The sequence below is a fragment of the Winogradskya humida genome, from assembly GCF_016862215.1.
Taxonomy (GTDB): Bacteria; Actinomycetota; Actinomycetes; order Mycobacteriales; family Micromonosporaceae; genus Actinoplanes; species Actinoplanes humidus.
Genome location: NZ_BOMN01000070.1, coordinates 33,188 through 55,755, shown reverse-complemented (window position 1 = coordinate 55,755; position 22,568 = coordinate 33,188). Strand labels below are relative to the sequence as shown.

Annotated in this window: 21 protein-coding genes; 6 read left to right on the top strand and 15 right to left on the bottom strand. The window is 71.5% G+C overall.

Annotated features, from left to right (window positions below):
- The coding region (pstS, locus tag Ahu01nite_RS26770) for a phosphate ABC transporter substrate-binding protein PstS (RefSeq protein WP_203839392.1) at positions 1-1,079 on the top strand (1,079 nt) is incomplete at its 5' end.
- Here the strand turns inward: pstS and Ahu01nite_RS26765 are convergent.
- The 11 genes from Ahu01nite_RS26765 to Ahu01nite_RS26715 all read right to left on the bottom strand — a co-directional run bounded on the left by Ahu01nite_RS26765 (position 1,072) and on the right by Ahu01nite_RS26715 (position 14,953).
- Positions 1,072-1,506 (bottom strand): DUF1707 SHOCT-like domain-containing protein, encoded by a 435-nt coding sequence (locus tag Ahu01nite_RS26765; RefSeq protein ID WP_203839391.1) that lies wholly within the window; start codon positions 1,504-1,506, stop codon positions 1,072-1,074. The genes pstS and Ahu01nite_RS26765 overlap by 8 nt on opposite strands.
- Before the next feature lie 39 nt (positions 1,507-1,545).
- Entirely contained in the window at positions 1,546-2,190 is a 645-nt protein-coding gene (locus Ahu01nite_RS26760) for an FHA domain-containing protein (RefSeq protein ID WP_203839390.1), read from the bottom strand.
- Positions 2,187-3,452 (bottom strand): vWA domain-containing protein, encoded by a 1,266-nt coding sequence (locus tag Ahu01nite_RS26755; RefSeq protein WP_203839389.1) that lies wholly within the window; start codon positions 3,450-3,452, stop codon positions 2,187-2,189. The genes Ahu01nite_RS26760 and Ahu01nite_RS26755 overlap by 4 nt, the downstream gene beginning before the upstream one ends.
- Before the next feature lie 7 nt (positions 3,453-3,459).
- On the bottom strand, positions 3,460-4,407 hold the full coding sequence (locus Ahu01nite_RS26750) for a PP2C family protein-serine/threonine phosphatase (RefSeq protein WP_203839388.1): 948 nt from the start codon (positions 4,405-4,407) through the stop codon (positions 3,460-3,462).
- Positions 4,404-6,668 (bottom strand): serine/threonine-protein kinase, encoded by a 2,265-nt coding sequence (locus Ahu01nite_RS26745; RefSeq protein ID WP_203839387.1) that lies wholly within the window; start codon positions 6,666-6,668, stop codon positions 4,404-4,406. Before Ahu01nite_RS26745 ends, Ahu01nite_RS26750 begins: the two co-directional genes overlap by 4 nt.
- Entirely contained in the window at positions 6,665-7,849 is a 1,185-nt protein-coding gene (locus tag Ahu01nite_RS26740; RefSeq protein WP_203839386.1) for a hypothetical protein, read from the bottom strand. The genes Ahu01nite_RS26745 and Ahu01nite_RS26740 overlap by 4 nt, the downstream gene beginning before the upstream one ends.
- An 8-nt stretch (positions 7,850-7,857) precedes the next feature.
- The gene (locus Ahu01nite_RS26735; RefSeq protein ID WP_203839385.1) at positions 7,858-8,829 is read right to left on the bottom strand and encodes a glutamate ABC transporter substrate-binding protein; all 972 of its coding nucleotides are present in this window, start codon (positions 8,827-8,829) and stop codon (positions 7,858-7,860) included.
- Positions 8,830-8,882: 53 nt separating this feature from the next.
- The gene (locus Ahu01nite_RS26730) at positions 8,883-10,253 is read right to left on the bottom strand and encodes a GlnX family signal transduction membrane protein (RefSeq protein WP_239159161.1); all 1,371 of its coding nucleotides are present in this window, start codon (positions 10,251-10,253) and stop codon (positions 8,883-8,885) included.
- 67 nt (positions 10,254-10,320) lie between these two features.
- Complete coding sequence (locus Ahu01nite_RS26725) at positions 10,321-11,868, bottom strand: long-chain-fatty-acid--CoA ligase (RefSeq protein WP_203839384.1); 1,548 nt, start codon at positions 11,866-11,868, stop codon at positions 10,321-10,323.
- 62 nt (positions 11,869-11,930) lie between these two features.
- Positions 11,931-14,222, bottom strand: coding sequence for an ABC transporter permease (locus tag Ahu01nite_RS26720; protein ID WP_203839383.1), 2,292 nt, complete (start codon positions 14,220-14,222; stop codon positions 11,931-11,933).
- Positions 14,219-14,953 carry an ABC transporter ATP-binding protein gene (locus tag Ahu01nite_RS26715; RefSeq protein WP_203839382.1) on the bottom strand — a complete coding sequence of 245 codons (735 nt, stop codon included), beginning with the start codon at positions 14,951-14,953 and terminating at the stop codon, positions 14,219-14,221. Before Ahu01nite_RS26715 ends, Ahu01nite_RS26720 begins: the two co-directional genes overlap by 4 nt.
- Positions 14,954-15,064: 111 nt before the next feature.
- On the opposite strand from Ahu01nite_RS26715, the gene Ahu01nite_RS26710 reads away from it, so the two are divergent.
- Both Ahu01nite_RS26710 and Ahu01nite_RS26705 read left to right on the top strand, forming a co-directional pair.
- Positions 15,065-16,303: a sensor histidine kinase gene (locus tag Ahu01nite_RS26710; RefSeq protein WP_203839381.1), complete on the top strand. Its 1,239-nt coding sequence runs from the start codon at positions 15,065-15,067 to the stop codon at positions 16,301-16,303.
- 63 nt (positions 16,304-16,366) lie between these two features.
- Entirely contained in the window at positions 16,367-17,011 is a 645-nt protein-coding gene (locus Ahu01nite_RS26705; RefSeq protein WP_203839380.1) for a response regulator transcription factor, read from the top strand.
- Between the two features lie 4 nt (positions 17,012-17,015).
- Here the strand turns inward: Ahu01nite_RS26705 and Ahu01nite_RS26700 are convergent, their stop codons facing one another.
- Positions 17,016-18,065 (bottom strand): LD-carboxypeptidase, encoded by a 1,050-nt coding sequence (locus Ahu01nite_RS26700; RefSeq protein WP_203839379.1) that lies wholly within the window; start codon positions 18,063-18,065, stop codon positions 17,016-17,018.
- 45 nt (positions 18,066-18,110) lie between these two features.
- Positions 18,111-18,686, bottom strand: a complete 576-nt coding sequence (locus tag Ahu01nite_RS26695; RefSeq protein WP_203839378.1) for a TetR/AcrR family transcriptional regulator — start codon at positions 18,684-18,686, stop codon at positions 18,111-18,113.
- Positions 18,687-18,771: 85 nt separating this feature from the next.
- Here Ahu01nite_RS26695 and Ahu01nite_RS26690 point away from each other — a divergent pair, with 85 nt between their 5' ends.
- The 3 genes from Ahu01nite_RS26690 to Ahu01nite_RS26680 all read left to right on the top strand — a co-directional run bounded on the left by Ahu01nite_RS26690 (position 18,772) and on the right by Ahu01nite_RS26680 (position 20,441).
- A complete protein-coding gene (locus Ahu01nite_RS26690; protein WP_203839377.1) occupies positions 18,772-19,107 on the top strand; it encodes an NmrA family NAD(P)-binding protein in 336 nt (111 codons plus the stop codon).
- An 11-nt stretch (positions 19,108-19,118) separates the two neighbouring features.
- Positions 19,119-19,610: a cupin domain-containing protein gene (locus Ahu01nite_RS26685; protein WP_203839376.1), complete on the top strand. Its 492-nt coding sequence runs from the start codon at positions 19,119-19,121 to the stop codon at positions 19,608-19,610.
- 147 nt (positions 19,611-19,757) lie between these two features.
- Positions 19,758-20,441: a DinB family protein gene (locus Ahu01nite_RS26680; RefSeq protein WP_239159160.1), complete on the top strand. Its 684-nt coding sequence runs from the start codon at positions 19,758-19,760 to the stop codon at positions 20,439-20,441.
- Here the strand turns inward: Ahu01nite_RS26680 and Ahu01nite_RS26675 are convergent.
- Both Ahu01nite_RS26675 and Ahu01nite_RS26670 read right to left on the bottom strand, forming a co-directional pair.
- A complete protein-coding gene (locus Ahu01nite_RS26675; RefSeq protein WP_203839374.1) occupies positions 20,399-21,451 on the bottom strand; it encodes a Gfo/Idh/MocA family oxidoreductase in 1,053 nt (350 codons plus the stop codon). The two genes, Ahu01nite_RS26680 and Ahu01nite_RS26675, sit on opposite strands and share 43 nt — an antisense overlap.
- Positions 21,448-22,422: a class I SAM-dependent methyltransferase gene (locus Ahu01nite_RS26670; protein WP_239159159.1), complete on the bottom strand. Its 975-nt coding sequence runs from the start codon at positions 22,420-22,422 to the stop codon at positions 21,448-21,450. Before Ahu01nite_RS26670 ends, Ahu01nite_RS26675 begins: the two co-directional genes overlap by 4 nt.
- Positions 22,423-22,568: the final 146 nt, after the last annotated feature.

Genomic DNA, 22,568 nt, shown 5'->3' with positions numbered 1-22,568 from the left:
CGATGAAGGTGGCGGCCACGGGGGTCGCTGTAGTGCTCGCGCTGGGCGGATGTGCGGCGGTGGGCGGGGCTGTAGTTGGCGAGGGCGCGGCGGACGAGTCGCGGGTGCAGATTGAGTGTGGCGCGGGGGCGGTGGCCGGGAGCGGGTCGTCGGCGCAGGCCAGCGTGGTCAACACCTGGATCAAGGTCTATCAGGCGGCGTGCGGGGAGGCGACCGTCGGGTACGACAGTGTGGGCTCCGGCGCGGGGGTGGCGGCCTTCCTCGCCGGGAAGGCCGACTTCGCGGGCTCGGATTCGCCCCTGAGCGCGGCGGAGCAGCAGCGTGCCACCGAGCGGTGCCACGGTGTGCCGGCCGTGCATCTGCCGATGGTGGTGGGGCCGGTCGCGCTGGCGTACAACGTCGCCGGGGTGTCGGAGCTGCGGTTGCGGCCCGCGACCATCGCGCGGATCTTCGCGGGGACGATCACGGTGTGGAACGACCCGGTGATCGTCGCGGAGAACCCGGGCAGCACCCTGCCGGCGACGAGGATTCAGACCGTTCATCGGGCGGACAGTTCGGGGACGACGGACAACTTCACCGCGTTCCTGGCCGCGGCGGCGGGCAAGGACTGGCGGTACGGCCGCGGCGGTAAATGGCTCGCGCCGGGCGGGACGGCGGCCAGGGGCAGCAACCGGGTGGCGACGGCGATCGCGCGGGCGGACGGCGCGATCGGGTACGTGGAGCGGTCCTATGCGACGTTCCACCATCTCGGGGCGGCGCGGGTGGGTAACAGCTCGGGGGAGTTCGTGGCGCTGACCGATGACGCCGTGGCTACCACGGTGGCGGGTGCGGGGAACGATGATCTGCGGCTCGGGATCGACTACGCGACCGCGAGCGCCGGGGCGTATCCGATCGTGCTGGTGACGTACGAGATCATCTGCGGCAGTGGTCACCAGCCGGACCGGCTCGGGGTTCTGAAGGGTTTTCTCGGCTACACCGCGAGCGCGGACGGGCAGCGGGATGCCGCGGGCGCCGGGTATGTGCCCCTGCCCGAGGAAGTACGGGCACAGGTCGCGACCGCAGCCGCAGCACTCACCTGAGGCTGAGCAGGGCGGCCGCCGCGCCGATCGTCAGGACGATGCTGACGATGCCGAGGACGCGGCCGATCAGGGCCGGGCCGACGCCGTGGGTGCCGCCGGTGCGGGCGCTGAGCACGATGGCGGCGATGCCGAGCAGACCGCCGAGCAGGCAGAACGAGAACGGGATCGCGAGGATGCCGAGGACCAGGGCGCTGCGGCCGGCGTTCTTGTCCGGCGGGGTCGGCGGGGCGGCGTTGCGCGGGTCCCACTGCAGGCGGGGTGGCAGGTCCTGGACCTGGCCGAGCAGGTCGGAGGCGTAGGTGGCCGAGCTGACGGCCACCACGCGGTTGTCGTACTCGGGCTCGGGCAGGGTGCCCTCGGCGAGCGCCTGGTTGAGCAGGTCGATCACCTGGGTGCGGTGCACCGTCCCGATGCGTTCGTCCCTCATAGCGGGCCGAACCTATCGCATCGGGACAAAAGGGCGCGGCTATATGGGACTGGTTCGATGCAGCGTGATCGTGGTCCAGGCGCCGACGTGCACCCGGTCGCCCTCGGCCAGCGCCCGGCTCTGCCCGGCGGTGAGCGGTTTCTGCTCGTCGTTGAGGTAGGTGCCGTTGGTCGAGCCGAGGTCGGAGAGCAGCCACACGCCGTCGACGCTGAGCGTCAGCAGCGCGTGGTTGTGCGAGACGCCCGGGTCGTCGTCCTTGAGGTCGATCTCCGGGGCGGTGCCCTTCGACGAGCTGCCGCGGCCGATGCGGATCTGCGGCGGCACCACGGCGACCGTACGCGGGGAGACCGCGGCCGGGAAGCTCACGCCCTCGATCGCGTTGGCCTCGAAGTATTCGCGGTCGGGCTCGATGCTCGCCGTCCACGTGGCCGGGGCCGGCGTGGCGACAGGCGCCGTCAGAACCGGGATCTTGCCCGTCTGATGATCGAACCCGCAGTCCTCGCAGAACCGCCCCGACCCGGCCCGCGGCGCCCCGCAGTGCGGACAGGGGTTGGCCGCCGTCGCAGGGACAGCGGGTGCGGCAAGGGGAGCCGGAGGAGAAGACGCGCTGATCTTCGCGCCGCACTCGTCGCAGAAGTCGTCGGTGGACGACGCGTGGCCCTTCGGGCAGGCGTACGTCGTCACTGTGCCCGGCCCACCCGGACCGTCTTGGTGGAGCGGGTGTCGAGGGCCATCTCGTCGGCGGCCTCGACCTTGCGCCGCAACCGCACCGTGCCGGTCACGGCGTCCTCGATGTCGACGACGGTGGCGAGCAGCTCCTCGGTGGCCTTGTTGCCGCTCTCGTGGGCGAGCTGCGCGGCGCGGCCGAACTTCATCGTGGCGGTGTGGTCGTCGCCGTTCTTGCGGGCCTCGATGCCGGCCTGGATGGCGTCGGCGAGCTCGGCCTGCCCGGTGTAGTGGGCTACCTGACGGTTGATCCGGGTGGACAGGGCGGAATCCTCGGTCCAGACCGCGCGGACCAGCGCCTGCGACAACACGTTCTCACCTTCCACGACGGACACCCGGGCCGCAAGCATCTCGTCGCCGGCCGCGCCCGGGGGCACGTCCACGCAGACGTGGTAGTCGCGGGCCTCGGCACCCCACGAGCCGAGCGGGTAACGACCGGCGCGCGGCCCGTCCTGGACCCGCTTGCCGCTCAGATCGGCGACCTGCGGCTCGACCTGCTTGACGAAGCGGACCGTGGCGTTGACCGGGGTCCAGACCTTGAGCTGCACGTCGGCGCTGGTCTTGCCCATCGCGGAGGTCATCATCTGGGTGAAGGAGGCGCTGAGGTCCTCGGGGCGGGCCACGATGTCGACCGTGCCCAGCATGGCGTTCGCGACCTTGCGCAGCTCGGAGACCGTCCAGTTGGTGCCGACGCCGCGGCAGTCACAGGTGAACGAGCCACCGATCTCCGTCAGTACGCTCTCCAGGTACCCCTTGTACTCACCGTTCTCGCCGTCGGTGAGCAGGATCGCGTGCTGGATGTCCCCGGGGCGCTGCGCGAGGAGCTGCCCGGCGAGCTTGAGCCACGCCCCGATCGCGGTGCCGCCGTTGGCCTGCAGCCGGTCGATCGCGGTGACGGCCTGCGCGCGGGTCTCCGGTGCCGACACGGCGAGCTGCCCGGGCGCGGGGTAGAGCTGCTGCGCGGTGCTGACCCCGGCGATGATGGCGAAGTGGACGCCGTCGTCGATGCAGCCCACCGCGGCCTTGGCGGCCTGCCGGGCGGCCTGCATGCGCCCCTCGGCCTGCATCGAGCCGGAGCAGTCCACGATGATGATCTCGCTGGCCCCGGCCGTGCGCAGCCCGCCCTCCGCGCCGGACGACGTGACGGTGACGATGGCGTTGACCTCGGTCGCGCCCAGGGCCAGAAACTCGTTCTGGAAGGTCTCCGCGGTGTATCCCATGACTCTCCTAGGGGGTTATCGGAGTGAGTGCGACAGTGATGTTGTCCGCGCCGCCCGCTTCCACGGCCAGGGTGGCCAGGGCGCGGGCTGCAGAGACAAGATCAGGATTGGTGTGTACGGCGGCCAGCACCGCGTTCGCGAAGGCGGCGGGCTCGGTGAGGTAGTTCCACAGCCCGTCGGAGCAGAGGACGAGCAGCCCGGGCGTCGTGACCGGGAGGGTGGCGCCGCGGGGCCGGACGATGCCGGCGTCGGCTCCGAGCCAGGCGGTGATCGCGTGCGCCTTCGGGTCGTTCCACGCGGCCTGGGGGTCGGCGCCCATCGCGATCGCGTGGGTGGCCCACGAGTCGTCCTCGGTGAGCTGCTCGACGTGGGAACCGTCCAGGGCGATCCAGTAGGCGCGGCTGTCGCCGACCCAGCCGTAGGTGACCTCGCCGTCGCGGACCCGGGCGGCGACGATCGTGCAGGCCGGGTTGGAGACGGCCCGGCGGGGATCCCCGGCGGAGATCAGGTCGGCGACGGCGCGGGCGGCCTCCGAGATGGCGGCTTCCACGGTGGCGTCCAGGGCGAGGGCCTTGCCCGCGGCCTCGGCGGCGACCTCCGAGGCGACATCCGGGTCGGCGGAGGAGGAGACACCGTCGCAGACCACGATGTCGGCCTCGGTGCCCCGCACGGCGAGCCACATGGCGTCCTCGTTGCGGTGGTGCCGGATGCCCCGGTCGGTCACCGCGGCCGCGACGGTCCCGGCGTCGGCCTCGACGTGGTCGCGGGGGCGCCCGGCGAGCATCCCGCAATTCTCGCAGTAGCCGTCGGCGCCGACCGTGCCGGTGGAGCCGCAGGACGCGCAGTCCGTGCCCACAGCCTTGGTGGCACCGGTTGCCAGTGGGCGCCCGCAGCTCTCGCAGAACGCGGCGCCGGCGGCGCGCTCGTCGGCGCAGACGGGACAGGAGTCGCTCATGTGCGGGTCCTCGGGCGTACGGAGTTGGCCTTGTCGACCAGGCTGATCTTCTCGGACCCGCTCACCGCGCGGGCCATCTCACGGTAGGCGCCCTCCAGCGCGAACCGGACCTCGCGCTCGCGGGCGTTGCCGTCACCCGTGCCCAGCACCGCCTGCGGCACCTGCAGCCCCTTGGCTATCGCGGTGAGCGCTCGTTCGAGCAGCTCCGCCCGCAGCGCGGCGATCTGGGCGGCCTCCATCTCGAGCTTCTCGATCAGCGCCGCGGCGGTGGCCAGCGCCGCCACGTCGGACGGGTCGCGGGACTCGGCCCGGACCAGCGCACGCACGGCGCCGACCTGGGAGCTGCGGTACGCGGAGGACGTACCCGGAACACGGTTGTAGGCCTCGACCGCGCCGTCGCGGTCTCCCACCTCGAGCCGGCACCGGGCCAGCCCCGCAGCGGCCGTCGTGTACGCCGGGTCGGTCCTGCTGACCACGTCGTAGTACCCGGCGGCCAGGGCGTGCTTCCCCGCCAGTTCCAGGCTCAGCCCCAGCGCGAGTTTCGGGGCGAGCTCGCCCGGCAGCACCGAGTAGACCGCGTCGAACCGCTCGCGGGCCCGGCCGTGATCGCCGGACGCCAGCGCGAGCAGGCCGTCGTACCAGCCGACCCGCCAGTCCTGCCCGTACGCGGTGACGATCGTGTTGAGCAGCTTGGTGGCATGAGCGTGCGCGTCGGCACCGATGTCCACATACGCCCGCAGCGCCCGCAACTGCACCTCGATGGTGTGCTCGGGTGCCTTGCCCAGCAGCGCGAGCACCTCGCGCGGGTCGGTGACCGTCACCGAGGCCAGGAACGCGGCCGCCGGGTCGGTCAGGTCCACCATCGGCGACGGCAGGTAACGCCACTGCGGCTCGTCGCGGCCCGCTTCCGTGCGCATCTCGCCGGTGAACAGCCGCGACGTCGCCGGTCGCGGGGTGCCGTCGGCGGCGAGCACCTCGCGCAGCACGCCCAGCATCTGCTCGGTCATCTCGGCGGCGTCGACGAAACGCTCCGCCGGGTCGATGCTCGTGGCACGCAGCAGCAGCCGGTAGAACGACTCGTGCCGCTCGTACACCTCGAAGTCCCGGCGTTCGGGGAGGCTGTCCTTGAACGTGCTCTGGTAGCCGCGGAAGTCGGTGGTGAGCACGGCGAGCGTACGCCCGATGGTGAAAAGATCGCTCTGGATCGACGGCCCGGCGGTGGCCATCTCGGGTGCCTGGTAGCCCAGCGTGCCGTAGAGGGCGGCGTCGTGGTCGTCGATGTGCACGACGCCGCCGAGGTCGATGAGTTTGACCTGGTCGCCGGTCTGGATCACGTTGTCCGGCTTGAAGTCGCAGAAGATCAGCCCGCGGTCGTGCAGGTAGCCGAACGCGGGCATGACCTCGAGGGCGTACGCGAGGGCCTGGTCGACCGGCAGCGGATCGGCGTGCCCGGCCTGGGTGCGGCGGGTCTTGAGGATGTCCTTGAGCGACTCCCCGCCGACGTACTCCATGACGATGTAGCCGGCGCCGTCGTGCTCCACGAAGTTGTAGATCTTGACGATGCCGGGGTGCTCGACCTCGGCCAGGAACCGGCGCTCGGCCACCGCCGCGGCCAGGGCGTCCTCGTCACCGGAGTTGAGCAGGCCCTTGAGCACCACCCAGCGGTCCGAGACGTTCTTGTCGACCGCCAGGTGGATCCAGCCGAGCCCGCCGTGGGCGAGGGCGCCGACGACCTCGTACTGCCCGGCCACCAGGTCACCCTTGGCGAGTTTCGGGGTGACGTCGAAGGCCTCACCGCAGGACGGGCAGAAGCCCGACGTACGCCCGGGGCGGTCGCCGCGGGACCGGCCGACGGCGTTGCCGCACTTGGCGCAGTACCGCTTGTCCTCGGGGACCTCCGCGACGGCCATGATCGCCGACGCGGGGTCGCGTGGCTCCAGTGGCGCGACGTCGACCAGGCCACCCCCGAACCGCCGTCTGCTCATGCTGCGGGAGCTGCCGGTGCGGGCGGATCCTCCGGTACGCGTACTGAGCGCGGCCGTCCGCACGGAAGGCGCTGTCGCCGTCCGCGCGATGACCGGGTCGGCGCTGCCGCTCAGCGGCGGGCGCCGTGGGCGCGACCCGGCGGTGACCCCGGTGACCTCGGCGGGGACCGCCTGCCGGGGTGCCGCGGCCGGAGCCGGGCCCTTCAGCGGCGCCATCCCGCACGTGTCGCAGTAGCCGTCCTCGATCGTCCCCGGGCAGTTCCGGCGGCATGTCATCTCGGGACCTCCCTGGTCAACGCGGCGACCGCGTCCTGATACGCCGCGACGGCGGCCCGTGCCGAGTCGAGGTTGACCGGCGCCTCGGTGAGCGCCGCCCGGGCCCGCTCGGCGAGCGGCACCAGTGTGCCGTGCTCGGCGAGGCCCCGGCTGCCCGCCTTGGCCCGGTAGGCGTCGAACCGGCCCCGCAGCTCGTTGCGCCCCGACAGCATGGCCGAGTTGCGCGTCGTGGCGTCGCCCAGGGCGGCGAGGCGTTCCTTGGCCTGCCTGGTCCACGCGGCGAGCCGCGGACTGATCAGCGCCCAGTGCCCCGCCGCCGCGAGCGCGTCGACGGCGGCCAGGTCGGGTCGCAGGTCGGGGCCGCCGACGCGGGCGATGTCGCCGTCGGCGAACCGGCCGGTCACGGCATCCTCGGCGGCCGCGGCGGTGTGCGCGGCCGCGGCGAGCCGGGTGGCCAGGCCGTGCGCGTCGGCGAGCCGCTGGGTCAGCGTCTCGCGCAGCTCACCGGCGGAGGTGCGCTCGGCGTCGGCGCGGTCCAGCAGGGCGCGGACCCGGTCGAGGATGTTGTCGTCGCAGCCGATCGGGTCGGTGGCGAGGGTGGCGGTGAAGTCACCGAGGCGGGTGTCGGCCTCGTCGAGCGTCGCGGAGCTGGTGAGCGTACGCAGATGGGTCAGCCGGGCCGTCAGGTCCGCGGTCTCCGGCAGCAGCTTGCTCCACCGTTCTCCGGCCCACGTCGCCACCGAGACGGCGGTGCGGAACGCGGCCTCCATCGCGGACAGCAGCTCGGCGGGGGAACAGGTGGTGCTGATCTGGCCGGCGCCGAGCAGTCCCCGGCGTGCGAGGGGCACGGTCGTCGTGGACAGCGTGATCGAGCGGCCGAGCACCTGGTCGACGTAGACCGAGCGTTCCGCGTCACCGAAGCGCCGCTGCGCCCGGGTCGTGCGCGCCTCGGTGATCAGGGCGGTCAGCATCCCGTAGCCGTCCCACAGCTGGGTCAGCGCGGCGGTGGCGTCCTGCCACTGGGTCGCCGTGCGCCCGGTGAGCGGGCCGCGGTCGAGGTCCTTGCGGGCGCGGTTGTCGTCGAGGTCGACCAGGTTGGCCGCGATGGTGGCGGCGGCGGCCTCGAGGCGGGAGAGCTCATTGTCCGCGCGGGTCAGCAGCGCCGGGAACGGTCCGGTCATCGCCGCCGTCAGTCCTTGTACACCGCGGCGGGCGGCTTCGGCGCGTCGCCGAAGTCCCCGAGCCAGTGCTCGTACGTCTTCTTCCAGGTGCCGTTGGCGCGGTTCTTCTCCAGGACGGCGTTGACGAACCTGGTGAATTCCTTGTGGTCCTGGGAGATCGCCATGGCGTACGGCTCCTTGGACATCGGTGCGCCGACGACCTTGGCATACGGGTCCTGGGCGGCCAGGCCGGCGAGGATGGTGTCGTCCGTGGAGATCGCGTCGACCTGGTTGCGCTGGAACGCGACGAGACAGTCGCCGAACGTCGGCTTGCCGACCGCGACCGGGTGGGACGTGGCGAGCTTGATGTTGTCCAGCGAGGTGGAGCCGGAGGCCGCGCAGACCTTCTTGCCGCCCAGGTCGGCGATGCCCTTGACGGTGGAGGTCGAGGAGACGAGGACCCGCTGCCCGGCGTCGTAGTAGACGGTCGAGAAGTCGGTGTCGACCCAGCGCTCGCACGTGGCGGTCATGGTGTCCGCGACGAGATCGATCTTGCTGTCCTTGGCGGAGACGAGGTCGGAGCGGCCCTCGTACGGGATGACCTGAATCTTGATCTTGTCGGGGTTGCCGAAGATGGCCTGTGCGATCTGCCGGCCCTGGTCGACGTCGAAGCCCTCGATCGTGCCGCTGAACGGGTTGCGCGAGCTGAACAGCAGCGTGTCCTGGCTGGTGCCCAGTGTCAGGTAGCCCCGGTCCTGGATGGTCTTCATGAACGTGCCGGCGGGCATGTTCCCCGGCGCCGGCAGCGCGCCCTGGGGCCGCAGGCTGGCCCGCGGGTTGCAGGACGTGTCCGCGGGCTTCTTCGCGCCGCCACCATCAGCGCCGGCGGAAGGGGCCGTGGACGCGCGGACCCGGGTGGCGCTGTTGTCGGAGTCGCCCGAGCACCCCGCGACGGCGAGCAGGGTGAGGGCCACGATGACGGCGGGCAGACGGCTTCGCATCAGCGGTATTCCTCCAGTCGGGCGCGTCACCGGCATTCCTCCAGTCGGGCGCGTCACCGGTATTCCTCCAGGCGGGCACGGAGGCCGGCGACGGACAGGGCGGCGACCGCGAGTGCCAGGGCCGGCCCGAGAACGGTGAGCAGGCCCAGGCCGCGACCGGCGACGCTGCTCTCGTGGGTGAAGACGTCCTTGCGGTCCTCGAGGGCCTTGCTGAGGCTGTCCGAGAGGCGCTGGAACGTCCGGGTCGTCTCCGTGCCGATCGCGAGCTTCACCGCACCGGCGTAGTCGGCCTGGTCGTCCAGCGCGCGTACCTCTTTGTGGGCGGCCAGGTACTGCTGGTGGTACTCCTGCGCGGACTCCAGGGACTCCTCGGCGCGGGTGCCCTGCACGGAGCGCTCGGTCTCGTCGAGCACCCCCGCGAGCTTCTGCACCGTGTCCTTGAACTGCGTCTCGTTGTCGTCGTCACCGGCCCGGCCGACCAGGGTCAGCGCCTCGTAGCTGCGCTCGTTGAGAACGAGGATGCGGGCCTGGGCGAGCAGGGCGACCGGCTGGGAACCGCCCTCGTCGGCGTTGTGCAGGTGGTCGCGCTGGATGGTCAGGACGGTGAGCGTGGTGAGGCCGAGCAGCGCGGTGACGACGGTGGCCGCGAGCAGCGGGACGTTGAACGTGCGCCGGGTGCGGGCGCTCAGCTGCACCTGGGTGATGAGCAGCATCGCGAGCAGCACGATCAGCAGCACGGAGAGCAGCGCCGACCAGAGCGAGCTGCGGGCGCTGGAGTAGGAGCCGTCGACCTCGACCTGTGCGGCGTGCAGCAGGGCCTCCGCCTGGGGCTGCAGGGTGACACGGTTGAGCTCGGAGGCGGACGACAGGTAGGACGCGCCGAGCGGCAGGCCCTGGCGGTTGTTCGCGCGGGCGCTCGCGATCAGCGCGGTGTATTGCGGGAGGCCGATGGAGAGCTCGCGGACGGCCTGGCCGGCCTCGCTGGTCTCCGGGGAGAGCCGCGACGCCGACGCGACGGCCTGCGCCGCGCGGTCCAGGTCGGCCTCGTAGCGCCGGGTGAGGTCGGCGGGCTCGAGGCCACCTGCGAGGAACGCCTGTGTGGCGGTCGTGTCGGCGTCGGCGAGGGCGGTCCAGACGGTCTCGGCCTCGACCAGCAGCGGCTGGGCACGCTCGCCGAGGTCGTCGGTGCCGGAGCCGGCGGAGGCCGCGGTGATGCCCGCGACCAGCCCGGTGAGCAGGGCGACGGTGACCAGCGCGATCAGCCGCAGCCGCAGCCGCCCGGGCGTGGTCCGGCGCAGGGCGGCCAGCCGCCGGAACGGGCCCGGGCGCTTGACGGCTGCGGGCGTGGGCGCAACGACCACCGTCGCGGGCGCGGGTGCCGGGCCGGCGGGGCGCGCCGGTGCCGTGCGTGCTGGTGCGGTCACACCCGACACTGTGCCGTATCCACGCAAACGATCTTGTCCCAGGTGGCCTCTTTTTTCATGACGGTTTCTAGTCGAGGGCGCGCTTCAGCAGCTTCCCGGTCGCGGTCATGGGCAGTGTGTCGGCAAAGGTCACGATCCGGGGATATTTGTAGCTCGCCATCTGCTCCCGGCCCCACGCGACGAGCTCCTCCTCGGTGATCGTGGCGCCCTCGTTCAGGATGACGTACGCCTTGACCTCCTCGCCGTGGCGCGGGTGGGGCACCCCGATGACAGCCGCCAGCGACACGGCCTCGTGCGTCATCAGGACCTCCTCGATCTCGCGCGGGTACACGTTGAAGCCGCCCCGGATGATCATGTCCTTGGCCCGGTCGACGATGTAGTACCAGCCGTCCTTGTCGCGCCGGCCCAGGTCACCCGAGCGGAACCAGCCGTCCTTCATCACCTCGGCGGTCGCGTCGGGCCGGTTGTAGTAACCCCGCATGATGTTGTGGCCGCGGATCGCGATCTCGCCGATCTCGTCGGTTCCCTCGATCGTGGTCCACGATTCGTCGATGAGCTTCACCTCGACGCCCCAGATCGGGATGCCGATCGACCCGGGGCGCGGCTCGGCCGACAGCGGGCTGAACGTCGCGACGGGCGAGGTCTCGGACAGCCCGTACCCCTCGAGGATGGTGAGCCCGAGCCGTTCGCGTACCTGGGTGATGATCTCGACCGGCAGCGACGAGCCGCCGGCGACCGCGACCCGCATGTTCGCCGCGATGCGCTGCACGTCCACGCCCTCGGTGAGCGCGTTGAGCAGCGCCCAGTACATCGTCGGCACGCCCGCGAAGAACGTGACGTTCTCGCTCTCGAGCAGCTTGACCGCCCCGGCGGCCTCGAACCGCGGCATGAGCACGAGGGTGGCGGCGTTCGAGAAGCCGGCGTTCATGTTGACCGTCGAGCCGAACGAGTGGAACAGCGGCAGGACCAGCAGGTGGGTGTCCTGCGCCGGTGCGGACTGGAACAACCGGTTGCAGGTGAGCGCGTTCATCACCAGGTTGGAGTGGCTCAGCTCCGCGCCCTTGGCCTGCCCGGTCGTGCCGCTGGTGTAGAGGATGACCGCCGGATCGTTCTCGGCGGCCAGCACGGTCTCGAAGACCGGCGACCGCCCGGCCATCCCCTGCCCCAGCGTCTCGGTGCCTTCCACCGGCGACGGCGCCGCGGGGTCCGCCGTGATCATGAAGAAGTGCTCGCAGCCCGGCGTCTCGCTGAACCCGGCGTACCCCTCGGTGCCCATCGGGAGCTCGGGCGTGCCCTGGAAGCAGAGGTACGCCTTCGCCTGCGAGTCGGCCAGGTGGTAGGCGATCTCCCGCCCCTTGAGCAGCACGTTCAACGGTACGACCACCGCGCCGGCCTTGAGGATGCCGTAGTAGACGACCGGGAAGTACGGCAGGTTGGGGCAGGAGAGCGCCACCTTGTCACCGGGCTGGATCCCCCGCGCGACCAGCAGGTTCGCCACCTGGTTCGCGGCGGCGTTCACCTGCGCGTAGGTCAGCCGCTGCGGCCCGAGCACCACCGCGGCGCGGTCGGGATGATTGCGGGCGCTGTCCTCCAGGAAGATGGAGAGATTGAGCATGCGAGAGTCCTCCGACGGTGCGCTGTGACGACGGTCTCATCCCAACATGCCCCGTGCCCGCTTCAGAACCCACCGTTTCGACTTTGTTTCCTGGTGAACACCGGCGCCCCGGCGGCCACCACCGCCACGAGTGCGCAGATCAGCACCACCGGCACCGCCTGCCCCCACGGGATGACCAGGTCCACGCTCTGCCGCAGCTCCTCCTGCGTCGCGCGTCTCATCCCCAGCAGCGCGGCGGCCGCGACCCCGCCACCCAGTAGCGTCCCGGCCGCCACGGCGAGCAGGGCCTCGCCGGTGGTCACCCGCAGCACGTGCCCGGTGCCGCCACCGGCCAGCCGCAGCGCGCGGAACTCCGTACGCCGTCCCGCCGTGGCCATCAGCAGCGTGTTCGCCACGGCGAGCCCGGTGTAGCCCACGGTGAGCGAGATCAGCACCAGCAGGAACAGGTCGATGATCTGGCCCTCCTCGTCGACGAGCCCGGTGACGTACTGGCGGGCGGTCAGGACCTTCATCCCCGGTTCCACGTGCGCGGGGCCGTTCAGCATCACCGCGTCCGCGAGGGCCTGCGGGTCATGCTCACGCAGCAGTGTGCGGGGGACGTCGGCCAGTTCCGCGGGTCCGTCGTGCGTTCCCGTCACCGGCAACGTGGCCGTCGTACCGTCGCGGAACACGACGTCGACCCGCTTCGGCCGGTCGGTGAGGTCCCGGGACAGGATCACGCCTTTCGCGTCACCCTTGCCGGTGACCTGGTACGCGCTGGTGGTGCCGCCGATCGTCATGAGCATCTCGCTCCTCAGCGGCGCGTCGCCCGGTTGTCCCGCGACGGCGGCCTCGGACAGCCCGGGAGTGTTGTCCGGCGCGGCGACCTCGATGGCGGGCAGCTTGGCGGTCTCGTCGATCCGGGTGGCCTGCTCGATGGTGGCGATCGTGCCGGTCAGCAACGTCGCGAAACCCACGGTGAGCAGCACCGGGGCGGCTGTCGACGCGACCCGGCGTACCCCCGTGAGGGTGCCCTCCCGGACCAGCATGCCGGTGGCACCGCCCCGCCACGGCCAGGTGACCAGGCGGACCAGCGGCACGATGACGACGGGGGCGAGCAGGGCCGCCGCGACCAGCAGCAACATCGCCGCGAACAGGGCCGCCGTGGTCTGGGTCGTCGGCGGCAGCGAGGGCAGGGCCACGGTCAGCGCCGCACCGCCGGCCGCCGTCAGCAGGCCGAAGATCCAGCGCGGCACGGTCATCGCCCGGCGCTCCACCGCGGCATCGCGCAACGCGTCCAGCGCCGGGACCCGGCTCGACCTGCGCGCCGACGACCAGACACCCGCGAGCGCCACCACGACGCCCAGCAGGAACGCCCCGGCCAGGACGGCGGGTTGCAGGGTCACTGCAAAACCCGCGGGCTCGAGACCGGCATTCACCAGGGGTGACGCGAGCAGGGGAGCGGCAAGGGCCCCTACGGGTACGCCCACCGCGCCGCCCAGCACCGCCACGACCAGGGTCTCCGCGTACATCAGACGCACGACCTGCCCCGGGGTCGCCCCCACCGCTCGCAGCAGGCCGATCTCCCGGCGCCGCTGGGCCGCGCTCAGCGCGCAGGTCGACGCGACCACGAACACCGCGACGAACACCCCCAGCGTCACCATCGCGATGATCAGCTGCGCGCCCAGCCAGCGGATCCGGGTCACGGACTCGTCCTCGAGCTTGTCGCGGTCGCCGCCGGTGAAGAACAGGCCGGTGATGGCCGAGGTCTGCGGGTCACCCGTCAAACCGATGACGCGTACGCCGCCCGCCTGCTCCATCGCCGCCGCGTCGGACAGGTAGAAGCCCGGACCGTCGACAGTGCCCGTGACCGTCCAGTGCTCGGGGCCGGCGGCGGTCAGGACGTCGATCGTCCCGCCCGGTGTGGAACCTCGCAACACCACCTCGCCCGGTTTCGACGGCGGGGTGCCCGCGGTCAGGTGGTAGCCGCCCAGCTCTGCTGATGAGTAGGCGTGTCCGGCCGTACGCGAAGCCTCGGGGTCGCCTGTCGCCTTGTTCTTGATCAGTTCTTGCACGTAGAAGGTGGGGTCCGGGATGGCTGCGGTCACGCCCGGAACGGTGCTGAGCTGATCGGCCTTGTCCCGCGCCTCGGCCGGCGTCCAGGAGCGGTAGTCGGGATAACCGTCGGTGCCCTTGCCGATGGTCGGGGAGTGCACGAGCACGGGGGCGCTGTTGTAGCGTTCCGGGACCTGCGGGCGCGACGACGCCCACAGCGTGCACGCGCCGGCGACCAGGGCGACCCCGAGCGCGATCGCCACGAACGTGCCCGCGAACGCCGCGAACCGGTGGCGGACCATGGTGAACGCCAGACTCATCGCTGCTCCAGCCTGGTCATGCGCACGGCGATCTCCGCGGCGTCGACCGAACCCTCTGTCTGGTCGGCGATACGGCCGTCGGCGAGGAAGACGACCCGGTCGGCGTGGGCGGCCGCGTACGGGTCGTGGGTCACCATCACCACCGTCTGGACGTGGCGGTCCACGGCCAGCCTCAGCAGGCGCAGCACGTCGCGGGACGCCTTCGTGTCGAGCGCGCCGGTCGGCTCGTCCGCGAACAGCACCGCCGGGCGTGACACCAGCGCGCGGGCGATCGCCACCCGCTGCTGCTGACCGCCCGAGAGCTCGCTGGGCCGGTGCTTTGCGCGATCCGCCAGGCCCACCTCGGCGAGCATGGCTTTCACCTGCCCTGGATCGGGCCTGCGTCCCGCCAGCCGCATCGGCAGGGCGACGTTCTGCTCCGCGCTCAGGGCGGGGATCAGGTTGAAGGACTGGAAGACGAAACCGACCCGCTCACGGCGCAGCTTCGTGAGATCGCGCTCGGAGAGCCCGCCGAGCGGGACACCGTCGATGATCACGTCGCCGCCGGTCGCCCGGTCGAGGCCGGCCGCGCAGTGCAGCAGGGTGGACTTGCCCGAGCCGGACGGGCCCATGATCGCGGTGAAGGCGGCCGGGGCGATCGTCAGGTCCACTGCGTCCAGGGCCGTCACCGCGCCGTACTGTCTCGATACTTTCCGCAGCTCAACCGCGGCCTTGAGGGTCGTGATGGTCATGGCACCAAGACTTTCGGACCGTACGCCCGAGCACATTGGCGCAGGGAATAGTCCGGGACGTATACCTAGGGCTACTGTGCCCGCCCTGGTCGCGGCGCTAGCGTTCCTGCCATGGCGGCCCGCAACGCGCTCGAGGCGCTCACCATGCGCCCCACGAGATTTCTGGTGTCGTCGTGGCCGTGGCGCTCCCTGGCGTACCTGACCGGGGGAGCGCTGTTCGGCTTCGCCACGATCTTCGTCGTCGCGGGGCTGCTCGTCACCGGTGCCGCCCTGTCGATCGTGCTGATCGGGCTCGCCGCCTACCTCGCGACGCTGCTCGCCGGGGTCGTCGTCGGCCGGCTCGAACGCTGGCGGATGCGGCTGATCGACCGCGACGTCCTGCCCGACCCGCACCGCCGCCCACCCCGGCCGGGCCTGCGGGCCTGGCTGCTGTTCCGGCTGCGCGAGCAGTCCACCTGGCGCGAGCTCGGCTACACGATCGTGTCCGCGGCCGCGCTGTGCTGGATGGACGCCGCCGTCGTCACCGTGACGATCTTCGTGCCGACGGCGTTCCTGTTCGCCCCGCTCTACATCGACGAGCGGCCGCTCAGCGTGACCCTGCCGATGACGCTGGTGGCGCCGCTCGCCTTCGTCATCGCGGCCTATCCGGTCACCGCGTGGGCCGGCGCCCGTGCGGCGATGGCCCGGGCGATCCTGGCCCCCCGCAGCAACGACACCGACGCCAAACTGGTCGAGGTCACCCGCTCGCGCGCCCGCCTCGTCGACGCCTTCGAGGTCGAACGCCGGCGGATCGAGCGGGACCTCCATGACGGCGCGCAGCAGCGGCTGGTCGCGCTGAGCATGCAGCTCGGGATGGCCCGGCTCGAGGTTCCGCGCGGGTCACCGGCCGATACTGCGCTGACCGGCGCGCAGGCGCTCGCCCGGGAGGCGCTCGCTGAGCTGCGTGAGCTGATCCGCGGCGTACACCCCAAGGTCCTCACCGACCGTGGCCTGGCCGCGGCGGTGACCGACGCGGCCGGGCATGCTCCCGTCCCGGTCGACCTGGATCTGCGGCTGGACGCCCGCCTTCCCGCCACCATCGAGGTGGCGGCCTATTTCGTGGTGGTCGAAGCCCTGGCCAACCTCGCCAAACACAGCGCCGCCACCCGGGCCTCGGTGGCCGCGGCTGTGCATGGCGACCGGCTGCACGTCGACGTTCGCGACAACGGCCGCGGCGGGGCCGACCCCAGCCGCGGGACCGGCCTCATCGGCTTGGCCGATCGCGTTGCCGCCGTCGACGGCACGGTCGCACTGTCCAGCCCACCCGGTGGCCCTACCCTGGTCCACGTGGAGATTCCGTGCGGGTCGTGATTGCTCTGTTCCTCGGGGGGCTTCCGTGCGGGTCGTGATTGCTCTGTTCCTCAGGGGGCTTCCGTGCGGGTCGTGATCGCGGAGGACGGGCTGATCGTGCGGGAGGGGATCGCGGGGATGCTGCGGCGCTTCGGGCACGAGGTGGTCGCGGCGGTCGGCGATGCCCCCGCCCTGATGGCAGCGGTCACCGAGCACAAACCCGACGTCGTGGTCACCGACGTGCGCATGCCTCCGGGCTTCAGCGACGAGGGCCTGCAGGCGGCGATCGCCCTGCGCGCGGCCGACCCGTCCCTGCCGGTCCTGGTGCTCAGCCAGTACGTCGAACAGACCTACGCGGCGGAACTCCTCGACTCGGCACCCGCAGCAGGCGTCGGCTACCTGCTCAAGGACCGCATCGGCGACGTCGAAGAATTCGTCGACGCCCTGGTCCAGGTCGCCTCCGGCCGCACCGTCGTCGACCCGGAAGTTGTCCGCCAGCTCCTCGGCCGCCGCCGCGACCCCCTCCAGCGCCTGACCACCCGGGAACGCGAGGTCCTGGGCCTGATGGCCGAGGGCCGCTCCAACGCCGCCATCGCCCGCACCCTCACCGTCTCCGAAGCCGCCGTCGCCAAACACATCGGCAGCCTCCTCGCCAAACTCGACCTCCCACCCGACGCCGACGACCACCGCCGCGTCCGCGCCGTCCTCGCCTACCTCCGAGCGGGTTAGGGCCCTATCTGTAGTCGGCGAAGATCCGGCGTTCCACACCGTCGATGGTGATCGGACCGCCATGGGGAAGGATCCACTGCGGCCGGGTATGGCCGAACGGGACGCCGACGCAGACAACCGCCTCCGGGTTGTAGCGGTCCACCACGTCGACGACCGTGTCGCGCTGCTGCCGGCGAAGCAGTGCCCGATCCGCAGCGGCCGGCCGGCGGGTGTGGTCGGAGACCGGCGGACGGGCGACCAGCACGGCGTCGACAGCGCTGAGGAGCCCGCGTTCGCCCAGCGCGCGAACGATCCAGCTGACCTCGCGGGCGGGGAGCAACTCCTCGGAAGTCTCGATGATCAGCACCCCGTCCTCCAGCGCCTCCGGAGGAAACGGGAACCGTCCCGCTGCCAGGATCCACTGGATGACCTCCAGGCAGCCACCCCAGGAGGCACCGGTGACCGCGCGGCGCGGCCCGTGCCAGCTCCACGGCTCCGTCGGCTCGCGCTCCCCGAAGGACTCCAGCGCCCGCGGATCGGCCCAGTCGACCCCGATATCCTCGGACTCCCCGGGATCGGTGATCTCCAGCCGTTCCCCCGTGAGTAACGCCGCCCTCAGCGACCGCGCGTGGATGTCGTCCACCGCAGGCCCGGGACCGAGGTGCACCTGCGACGATCCACCGTAGAAGCTGGCGACGCCGAGACCCCGGAGCCAGTGGTGCAGGTTGGTGTTGTCACTGGTGCCCAGGAACGGCTTCGGATCGGCGAGCGCAAGCCCCGCGTCCAGATGCGGAATGACCGTGATCTGATCCTCACCCCCGACAACAGCGAGAATGCCCCGCACCTGAGGATCCGCGAAGGCAGCGTTGATGTCCGCAGCCCGGGCCGCCGCGCTCGCCCCGACCTCGCGCGTGGTCGGATACTCGACCGGAACGAGCCCGGTCACCTCAGCAAGCCGCCGCATGGCCTGCTCGTGGATCGCGGGAAAGGCACCCGCCGCGGCGAACGACGGCGACAGCACGGCGATCCGGTCCCCGGGCCGCGCCTTGCGAGGCAGGACAAGCTCATGTCTCATGCCGAGATCCAACAGGTACGCCACTCTCCGCGCACCCCATTTCGGTCAGTCGAGTTGCGTCGCGGCGGTGTGGAGTTCGCGCAGGACCCGGCGCGCAATGGGGGAGAACTCCTCGGTGTTGGCCGGGTCAGCCCAGATGGTGATCGTCCGGGTGAACGTGAGAGTGGCGAGCTCGGCGGCGACGGTGGCGGAGGGGTCGCTGAGGCCGCGGGAGCGGAGGGCGGCGGCGACCGCGGTGGTGATGTCGAGGCGTTTGAGGAGTTCGCGTTCCCGGAACTCGGGGCTCGAGGCGACGACGGCGAGTCTCCGGGGGGCCAGGTCGCGGCGGTCGGGGGCGAACCAGACCGTGGCGGCGGCGTCGAAGGCCGCGGTGACTGCTTCCAGGGGCGTGAGGTCGGCGGGGGCCTTGGTGATGGTGTCGGCGAGGTGGGCCGGGAGGCCCTGCTGGCCGCCGAAGAGGGTTTCGCGCTTGTCGCCGAAGTGGCGGAAGAACGTGCTGCGGTTCAGGCCGGCGGCGGCGGCGATCTGCTCGATGGTGGTGGCCTCATAACCCTGAGCTGCGAAGAGTTCGATCGCGGCGCGTTCCAGCCGTTCGCGCGCGTTGGGCTCCCACCGTGGCATGTGATCAACCCTACACGGGTGATGCGACGTCGTTGCATCACGGCTTACGATGATGCGACGTCGTCTCGTCATGGAGGTGGGCAACATGCGGATTCTTGTTACCGGTGCGACGGGTCATATCGGGACGGCGCTCGTTTCTGAGCTGGTCGCCGCGGGTCATGAGGTTGTCGCCCTGGCGCGGTCGGCTTTGTCGGTGATGCTGCCGTTCGCCGGGCTGGGACGCGCGATCAAGGAGGACGACACCGGCGACTCCGGGCCGTCGGTCGACGCCGGGAACTACGAGATCGGGCTCGCGGGGAGGTGGGTGCGCGCGGCGGTCGTACGGTTGTCGCCGATCACGCCCAGCGCCGAGCTGGCGCCCGCCGGGCCCGGCCTGCTCGACGACCTGCGGGACGATCGCTACTACGGGGGCGCGCGATGACGCTGCCGTACATGTCGCGTTCTGGTTCGGAGCAGCAGTTCGCGTGGATCGGGGGTGGCGTTCAACGCATCGTCGTGGACGCGGAGGCCAGCGGCGGGCGGTTGACCGCCATTCGTCAGTCCATGCACGGAGGTGCCGCGTCACCGGTTCATGTGCATGCCCGGGAGGACGAGACGATCTTCCTGCTCGCGGGCAGCGGGACGTTCTGGGCCGGCGACCAGCGGTGGGATCTGACGTCCGGCGACACCGTCTTCCTGCCCCGTGGGGTGCCGCACACCTATGTGCTCACCTCACAGGACGTGGAGCTGCTGACGATCTGCAATCCGGCCGGCTTCGAGGAGTTCGTACGGGCGGCCGGGTGGGACCTGTCCGCGCCGCTGCCCGAGGACTGGGTGCTCGATGTCGAGGCGCTCGCCCGGGCGGCCGAGGCCACCGGGCAGACGGTGCTCGGGCCGCCGCTCGGATCGGGCGACGTCATGCCACCGGAATATCTTCGCCGCTGAGGGTGGGGCCCGGAAAATGTCGTACCCGAGGTTGATACTGATGTTCGAACGATTGATCGAGGCGGCAATTGATCGAGGCGGCAGGGGGCCGGGCGCATGGGGGAGAGTCTTCGCGGGGCACGTCTGCGAGGGGCGAATCTGTCCGGTGTGGTGGGTCGAGGGGTCTACGCGAAGACCCTGGATCTGAGCGGGGAATTCGAGTCGCTGGTCGTCAACGGGGTCGAGGTGATGCCGTTGGTGGAGGCCGAGCTGGACCGTCGTTATCCGGATCGGGTGCGGATGCGGCCGGTTGATGCCGATGGGTTCCGGGCCGCCTGGGAGATCGTCGAGGGGCTCTGGGCGCAGACCGTGGCGCGGGCGCGGTTGCTGCCGGAGGAGCGGCTGCACGAGCGGGTCGACGACGAGTGGTCGTTCATCGAGACGTTGCGGCATCTGCTGTTCGCGACGGATGCGTGGGTGCTGCGGGTGATCCTCGGGGACCCGGCGCCGTGGGATCCGCTGGATCTGCCGTTCGACGAGATGAGCGGCGCTGACGACGGGGTGCCCTGGGATCGGGCCGCGCGGCCTTCGCTGGACCAGGTGCTGGCGCTGCGGGCGGATCGGATGACGGTCGTGCGGCGGGTGCTGACGGGGCTCACCGATGCGGAGCTCGACCGGGCGACCGGGCTGACGCCGGGCTGGCCCGAGCCGGTCGGCACGCCGGTGCGGTTGTGCCTGCGCATCATCCTGAACGAGGAGTGGGAGCACCGGCTCTTCGCCGAGCGTGACCTCGGCATCCTGCTGGAATCTCAGAGCCGGGACCACGGCTCAGGGCCGGTCGTGATCTCGTGAGTGGTGGTCGCGGCGTCCTCGATGGCGAGGGCGAGGAGCTGGTCCTGCATGCTTTCGGCCAGTGGGTACGGCGGCGGGCCCTCGCCGCGGACCCAGGAGGCCATCGCGTCGAGCAGGGTGGCGGTGGCGATCTCGTCGTCGTTGAAACGGGTGCCGGGGTAGGGGTTGCGGTAGAGCACCTCGGTGCCGCCGAGCGTGATCGTGTCGGTGTCGAAGCCGTTGAGGTCCAGGTCGTGGCCGCTCTGCCGGCGCAGCAGCGGCACCCTGCTGATCGTTTCGGCGGCCGGCATGTGCACGATCTCGTCGTCCCGCAGTTCGCCGTGCGTGCCGCGGACCAGCAGGCGACGGAAGCGCAGCAGGTTGCGGGTCTGACCGGTCGTGAAGTCGTAGACACCGGAACGGCCCCGGCCGAAGTCCACTGTGGCAATGGTCGTGGTCGCCGGTTTCGGCTCCGGATCACCCGTCCAGCCCGCGCGGTCGAGCGGGTCGAGCAGCGGGGCCACGGTTCGCGTCGCGCGGACGGCGGCCGGGTCATGGCCCACGCCGAGCATGCCGCGGATCAGGGAAACCGCGTGGTACTGCTGCGTGGAGGAAACCTGCACCTGCGTCGGCGTGCCGATGATCCCGGACCGGACGGCGGCGAGCCGGGCCGCGTGGGTGGGCATCAGCAGATACTGCTCGGCGACCTGCACGAGACCGGACCGCCCGGCCACCTCCCACAACGCGCGCAGTCCGGCCAGGTCGGGCGCTGGCGGCGTCTCGGCCAGCACGGGCACGCCCAGCCCGACAGCCTCGGCGATCAGACCCGGGTTCGCCTCCCGCGGGACGGCGATGACCAGGAAATCCGGTCGCGCTTCCCTTAGACAATCAGACATCCCACCGTACGAAGGGAGCACGCTCAACGGTTTCCGCACCACAGCACCGACACAACGAAGGTGGGGCAGCGCCTGCGCCACCCGGTGGAACGTCGCCGCGCGGAATCCGAAGCCCACGAACGCGAAAGTCGTCATCGGTCGCTCCTGCGCTGGTTGTTCTGGTCCTGGTCGCCTTGGTCCTGGTTGTTCTGGTTCTGGTCGCTTTGGCGTTGGTTGCTTCGGCGGCGGGCGAGGTGGTGGACGGTGACGTCGGCGTTGATCTCGATTGCTTCGGGGAGTACTGCGCTGATGCTTCGGAACGCCTCTTCGCGTAGCGGGGGTGGGAGGGTGAGGTAGGCGGAGATCGTCGACAGGTGGCCGATGTAGTCGGAGGCGGTCAAGGTCAGACGGCGCGTGATCACGGACTGGCGAACGTCGGTGAACCATGGGGAATGCTCGAGTTCCGGCCCCGGCCACTGCATGGCCCGATCCGGGGGTGACGGTGCGGCGGGGCCTGAGGGTGACGGGGCGGGGCCTGAGGGCGCTGGGGCGGGGTGTGAGGGTGACGGGGCGGGCGCTGGGGCGGGGCCTGAGGGCGTCGGGATGTCGTCGCTGGGGAGGAACGGGGTGCGGGCGTCGCGGACGGCGTTTTCCAATGCCGGGTCGGCGAGGTGGAGCGGGGCGCCGAATGCGGTGAAGACGCCGCCCGGTTCCAGCAGGCCGGCCATGCGGGGCCAGCGGCGAACCGGGTCGGTCCAGTGGAGCGCCGCGGCAGCGAAGACCAGCTGGTACTTGCCGCGGAGGCGTAGATCCTCGAAGGCCGCGCGGTGGGTGGTGACGCCGGCCGGGACGTGTCTGCGCAGTTCGGCGAGCATGGCTGCGTCCGGATCGGTTGCGGTGACGGCGATCCCATGGGCGGCGAAGAGGCGGGTCGCTTTGCCCGTCCCGGCACCGATTTCGAGGGCGGTCCGGATCGGGCTGCCCGCGTAGGCCGTCACGAGGCCGATCAGTTCCGGCGGGTAGCCGGGGCGGAACCGTTCGTAGGCCTCCGCCGACGCTCCGAAGCTCAGCGCGCGATCCGACATGCCGCGCATCGTGACACGGGTCTGCAGGGTGCGCTCGTCCATTTCGGGTGAGAGCAGGCTTCGCGGTGAGATCGGGGCCTCACGGGCGGCCCAGGCTGGTGCGGCCGAGGCCAGGCCAGGCCGGGGCGGCCCGGGGCGGGGCGGGCCAGGGCTGGGTGGGGTGAGGCCGGGACGGCAGGTCAGCCCGG

Bases quoted from the DNA above. Each gene is read 5' to 3' on its own strand.
- Ahu01nite_RS26765 (WP_203839391.1), bottom strand. From the start codon at position 1,506: ATGAGGGACGAACGCATCGGGACGGTGCACCGCACCCAGGTGATCGAC.
- Ahu01nite_RS26755 (WP_203839389.1), bottom strand. From the start codon at position 3,452: ATGGGATACACCGCGGAGACCTTCCAGAACGAGTTTCTGGCCCTGGGC.
- Ahu01nite_RS26750 (WP_203839388.1), bottom strand. From the start codon at position 4,407: ATGAGCGACTCCTGTCCCGTCTGCGCCGACGAGCGCGCCGCCGGCGCC.
- Ahu01nite_RS26745 (WP_203839387.1), bottom strand. From the start codon at position 6,668: ATGACATGCCGCCGGAACTGCCCGGGGACGATCGAGGACGGCTACTGC.
- Ahu01nite_RS26740 (WP_203839386.1), bottom strand. From the start codon at position 7,849: ATGACCGGACCGTTCCCGGCGCTGCTGACCCGCGCGGACAATGAGCTC.
- Ahu01nite_RS26735 (WP_203839385.1), bottom strand. From the start codon at position 8,829: ATGCGAAGCCGTCTGCCCGCCGTCATCGTGGCCCTCACCCTGCTCGCC.
- Ahu01nite_RS26725 (WP_203839384.1), bottom strand. From the start codon at position 11,868: ATGCTCAATCTCTCCATCTTCCTGGAGGACAGCGCCCGCAATCATCCC.
- Ahu01nite_RS26720 (WP_203839383.1), bottom strand. From the start codon at position 14,222: ATGAGTCTGGCGTTCACCATGGTCCGCCACCGGTTCGCGGCGTTCGCG.
- Ahu01nite_RS26715 (WP_203839382.1), bottom strand. From the start codon at position 14,953: ATGACCATCACGACCCTCAAGGCCGCGGTTGAGCTGCGGAAAGTATCG.
- Ahu01nite_RS26710 (WP_203839381.1), top strand. From the start codon at position 15,065: ATGGCGGCCCGCAACGCGCTCGAGGCGCTCACCATGCGCCCCACGAGA.
- Ahu01nite_RS26700 (WP_203839379.1), bottom strand. From the start codon at position 18,065: ATGAGACATGAGCTTGTCCTGCCTCGCAAGGCGCGGCCCGGGGACCGG.
- Ahu01nite_RS26695 (WP_203839378.1), bottom strand. From the start codon at position 18,686: ATGCCACGGTGGGAGCCCAACGCGCGCGAACGGCTGGAACGCGCCGCG.
- Ahu01nite_RS26690 (WP_203839377.1), top strand. From the start codon at position 18,772: ATGCGGATTCTTGTTACCGGTGCGACGGGTCATATCGGGACGGCGCTC.
- Ahu01nite_RS26685 (WP_203839376.1), top strand. From the start codon at position 19,119: ATGTCGCGTTCTGGTTCGGAGCAGCAGTTCGCGTGGATCGGGGGTGGC.
- Ahu01nite_RS26675 (WP_203839374.1), bottom strand. From the start codon at position 21,451: ATGACGACTTTCGCGTTCGTGGGCTTCGGATTCCGCGCGGCGACGTTC.
- Ahu01nite_RS26670 (WP_239159159.1), bottom strand. From the start codon at position 22,422: ATGGACGAGCGCACCCTGCAGACCCGTGTCACGATGCGCGGCATGTCG.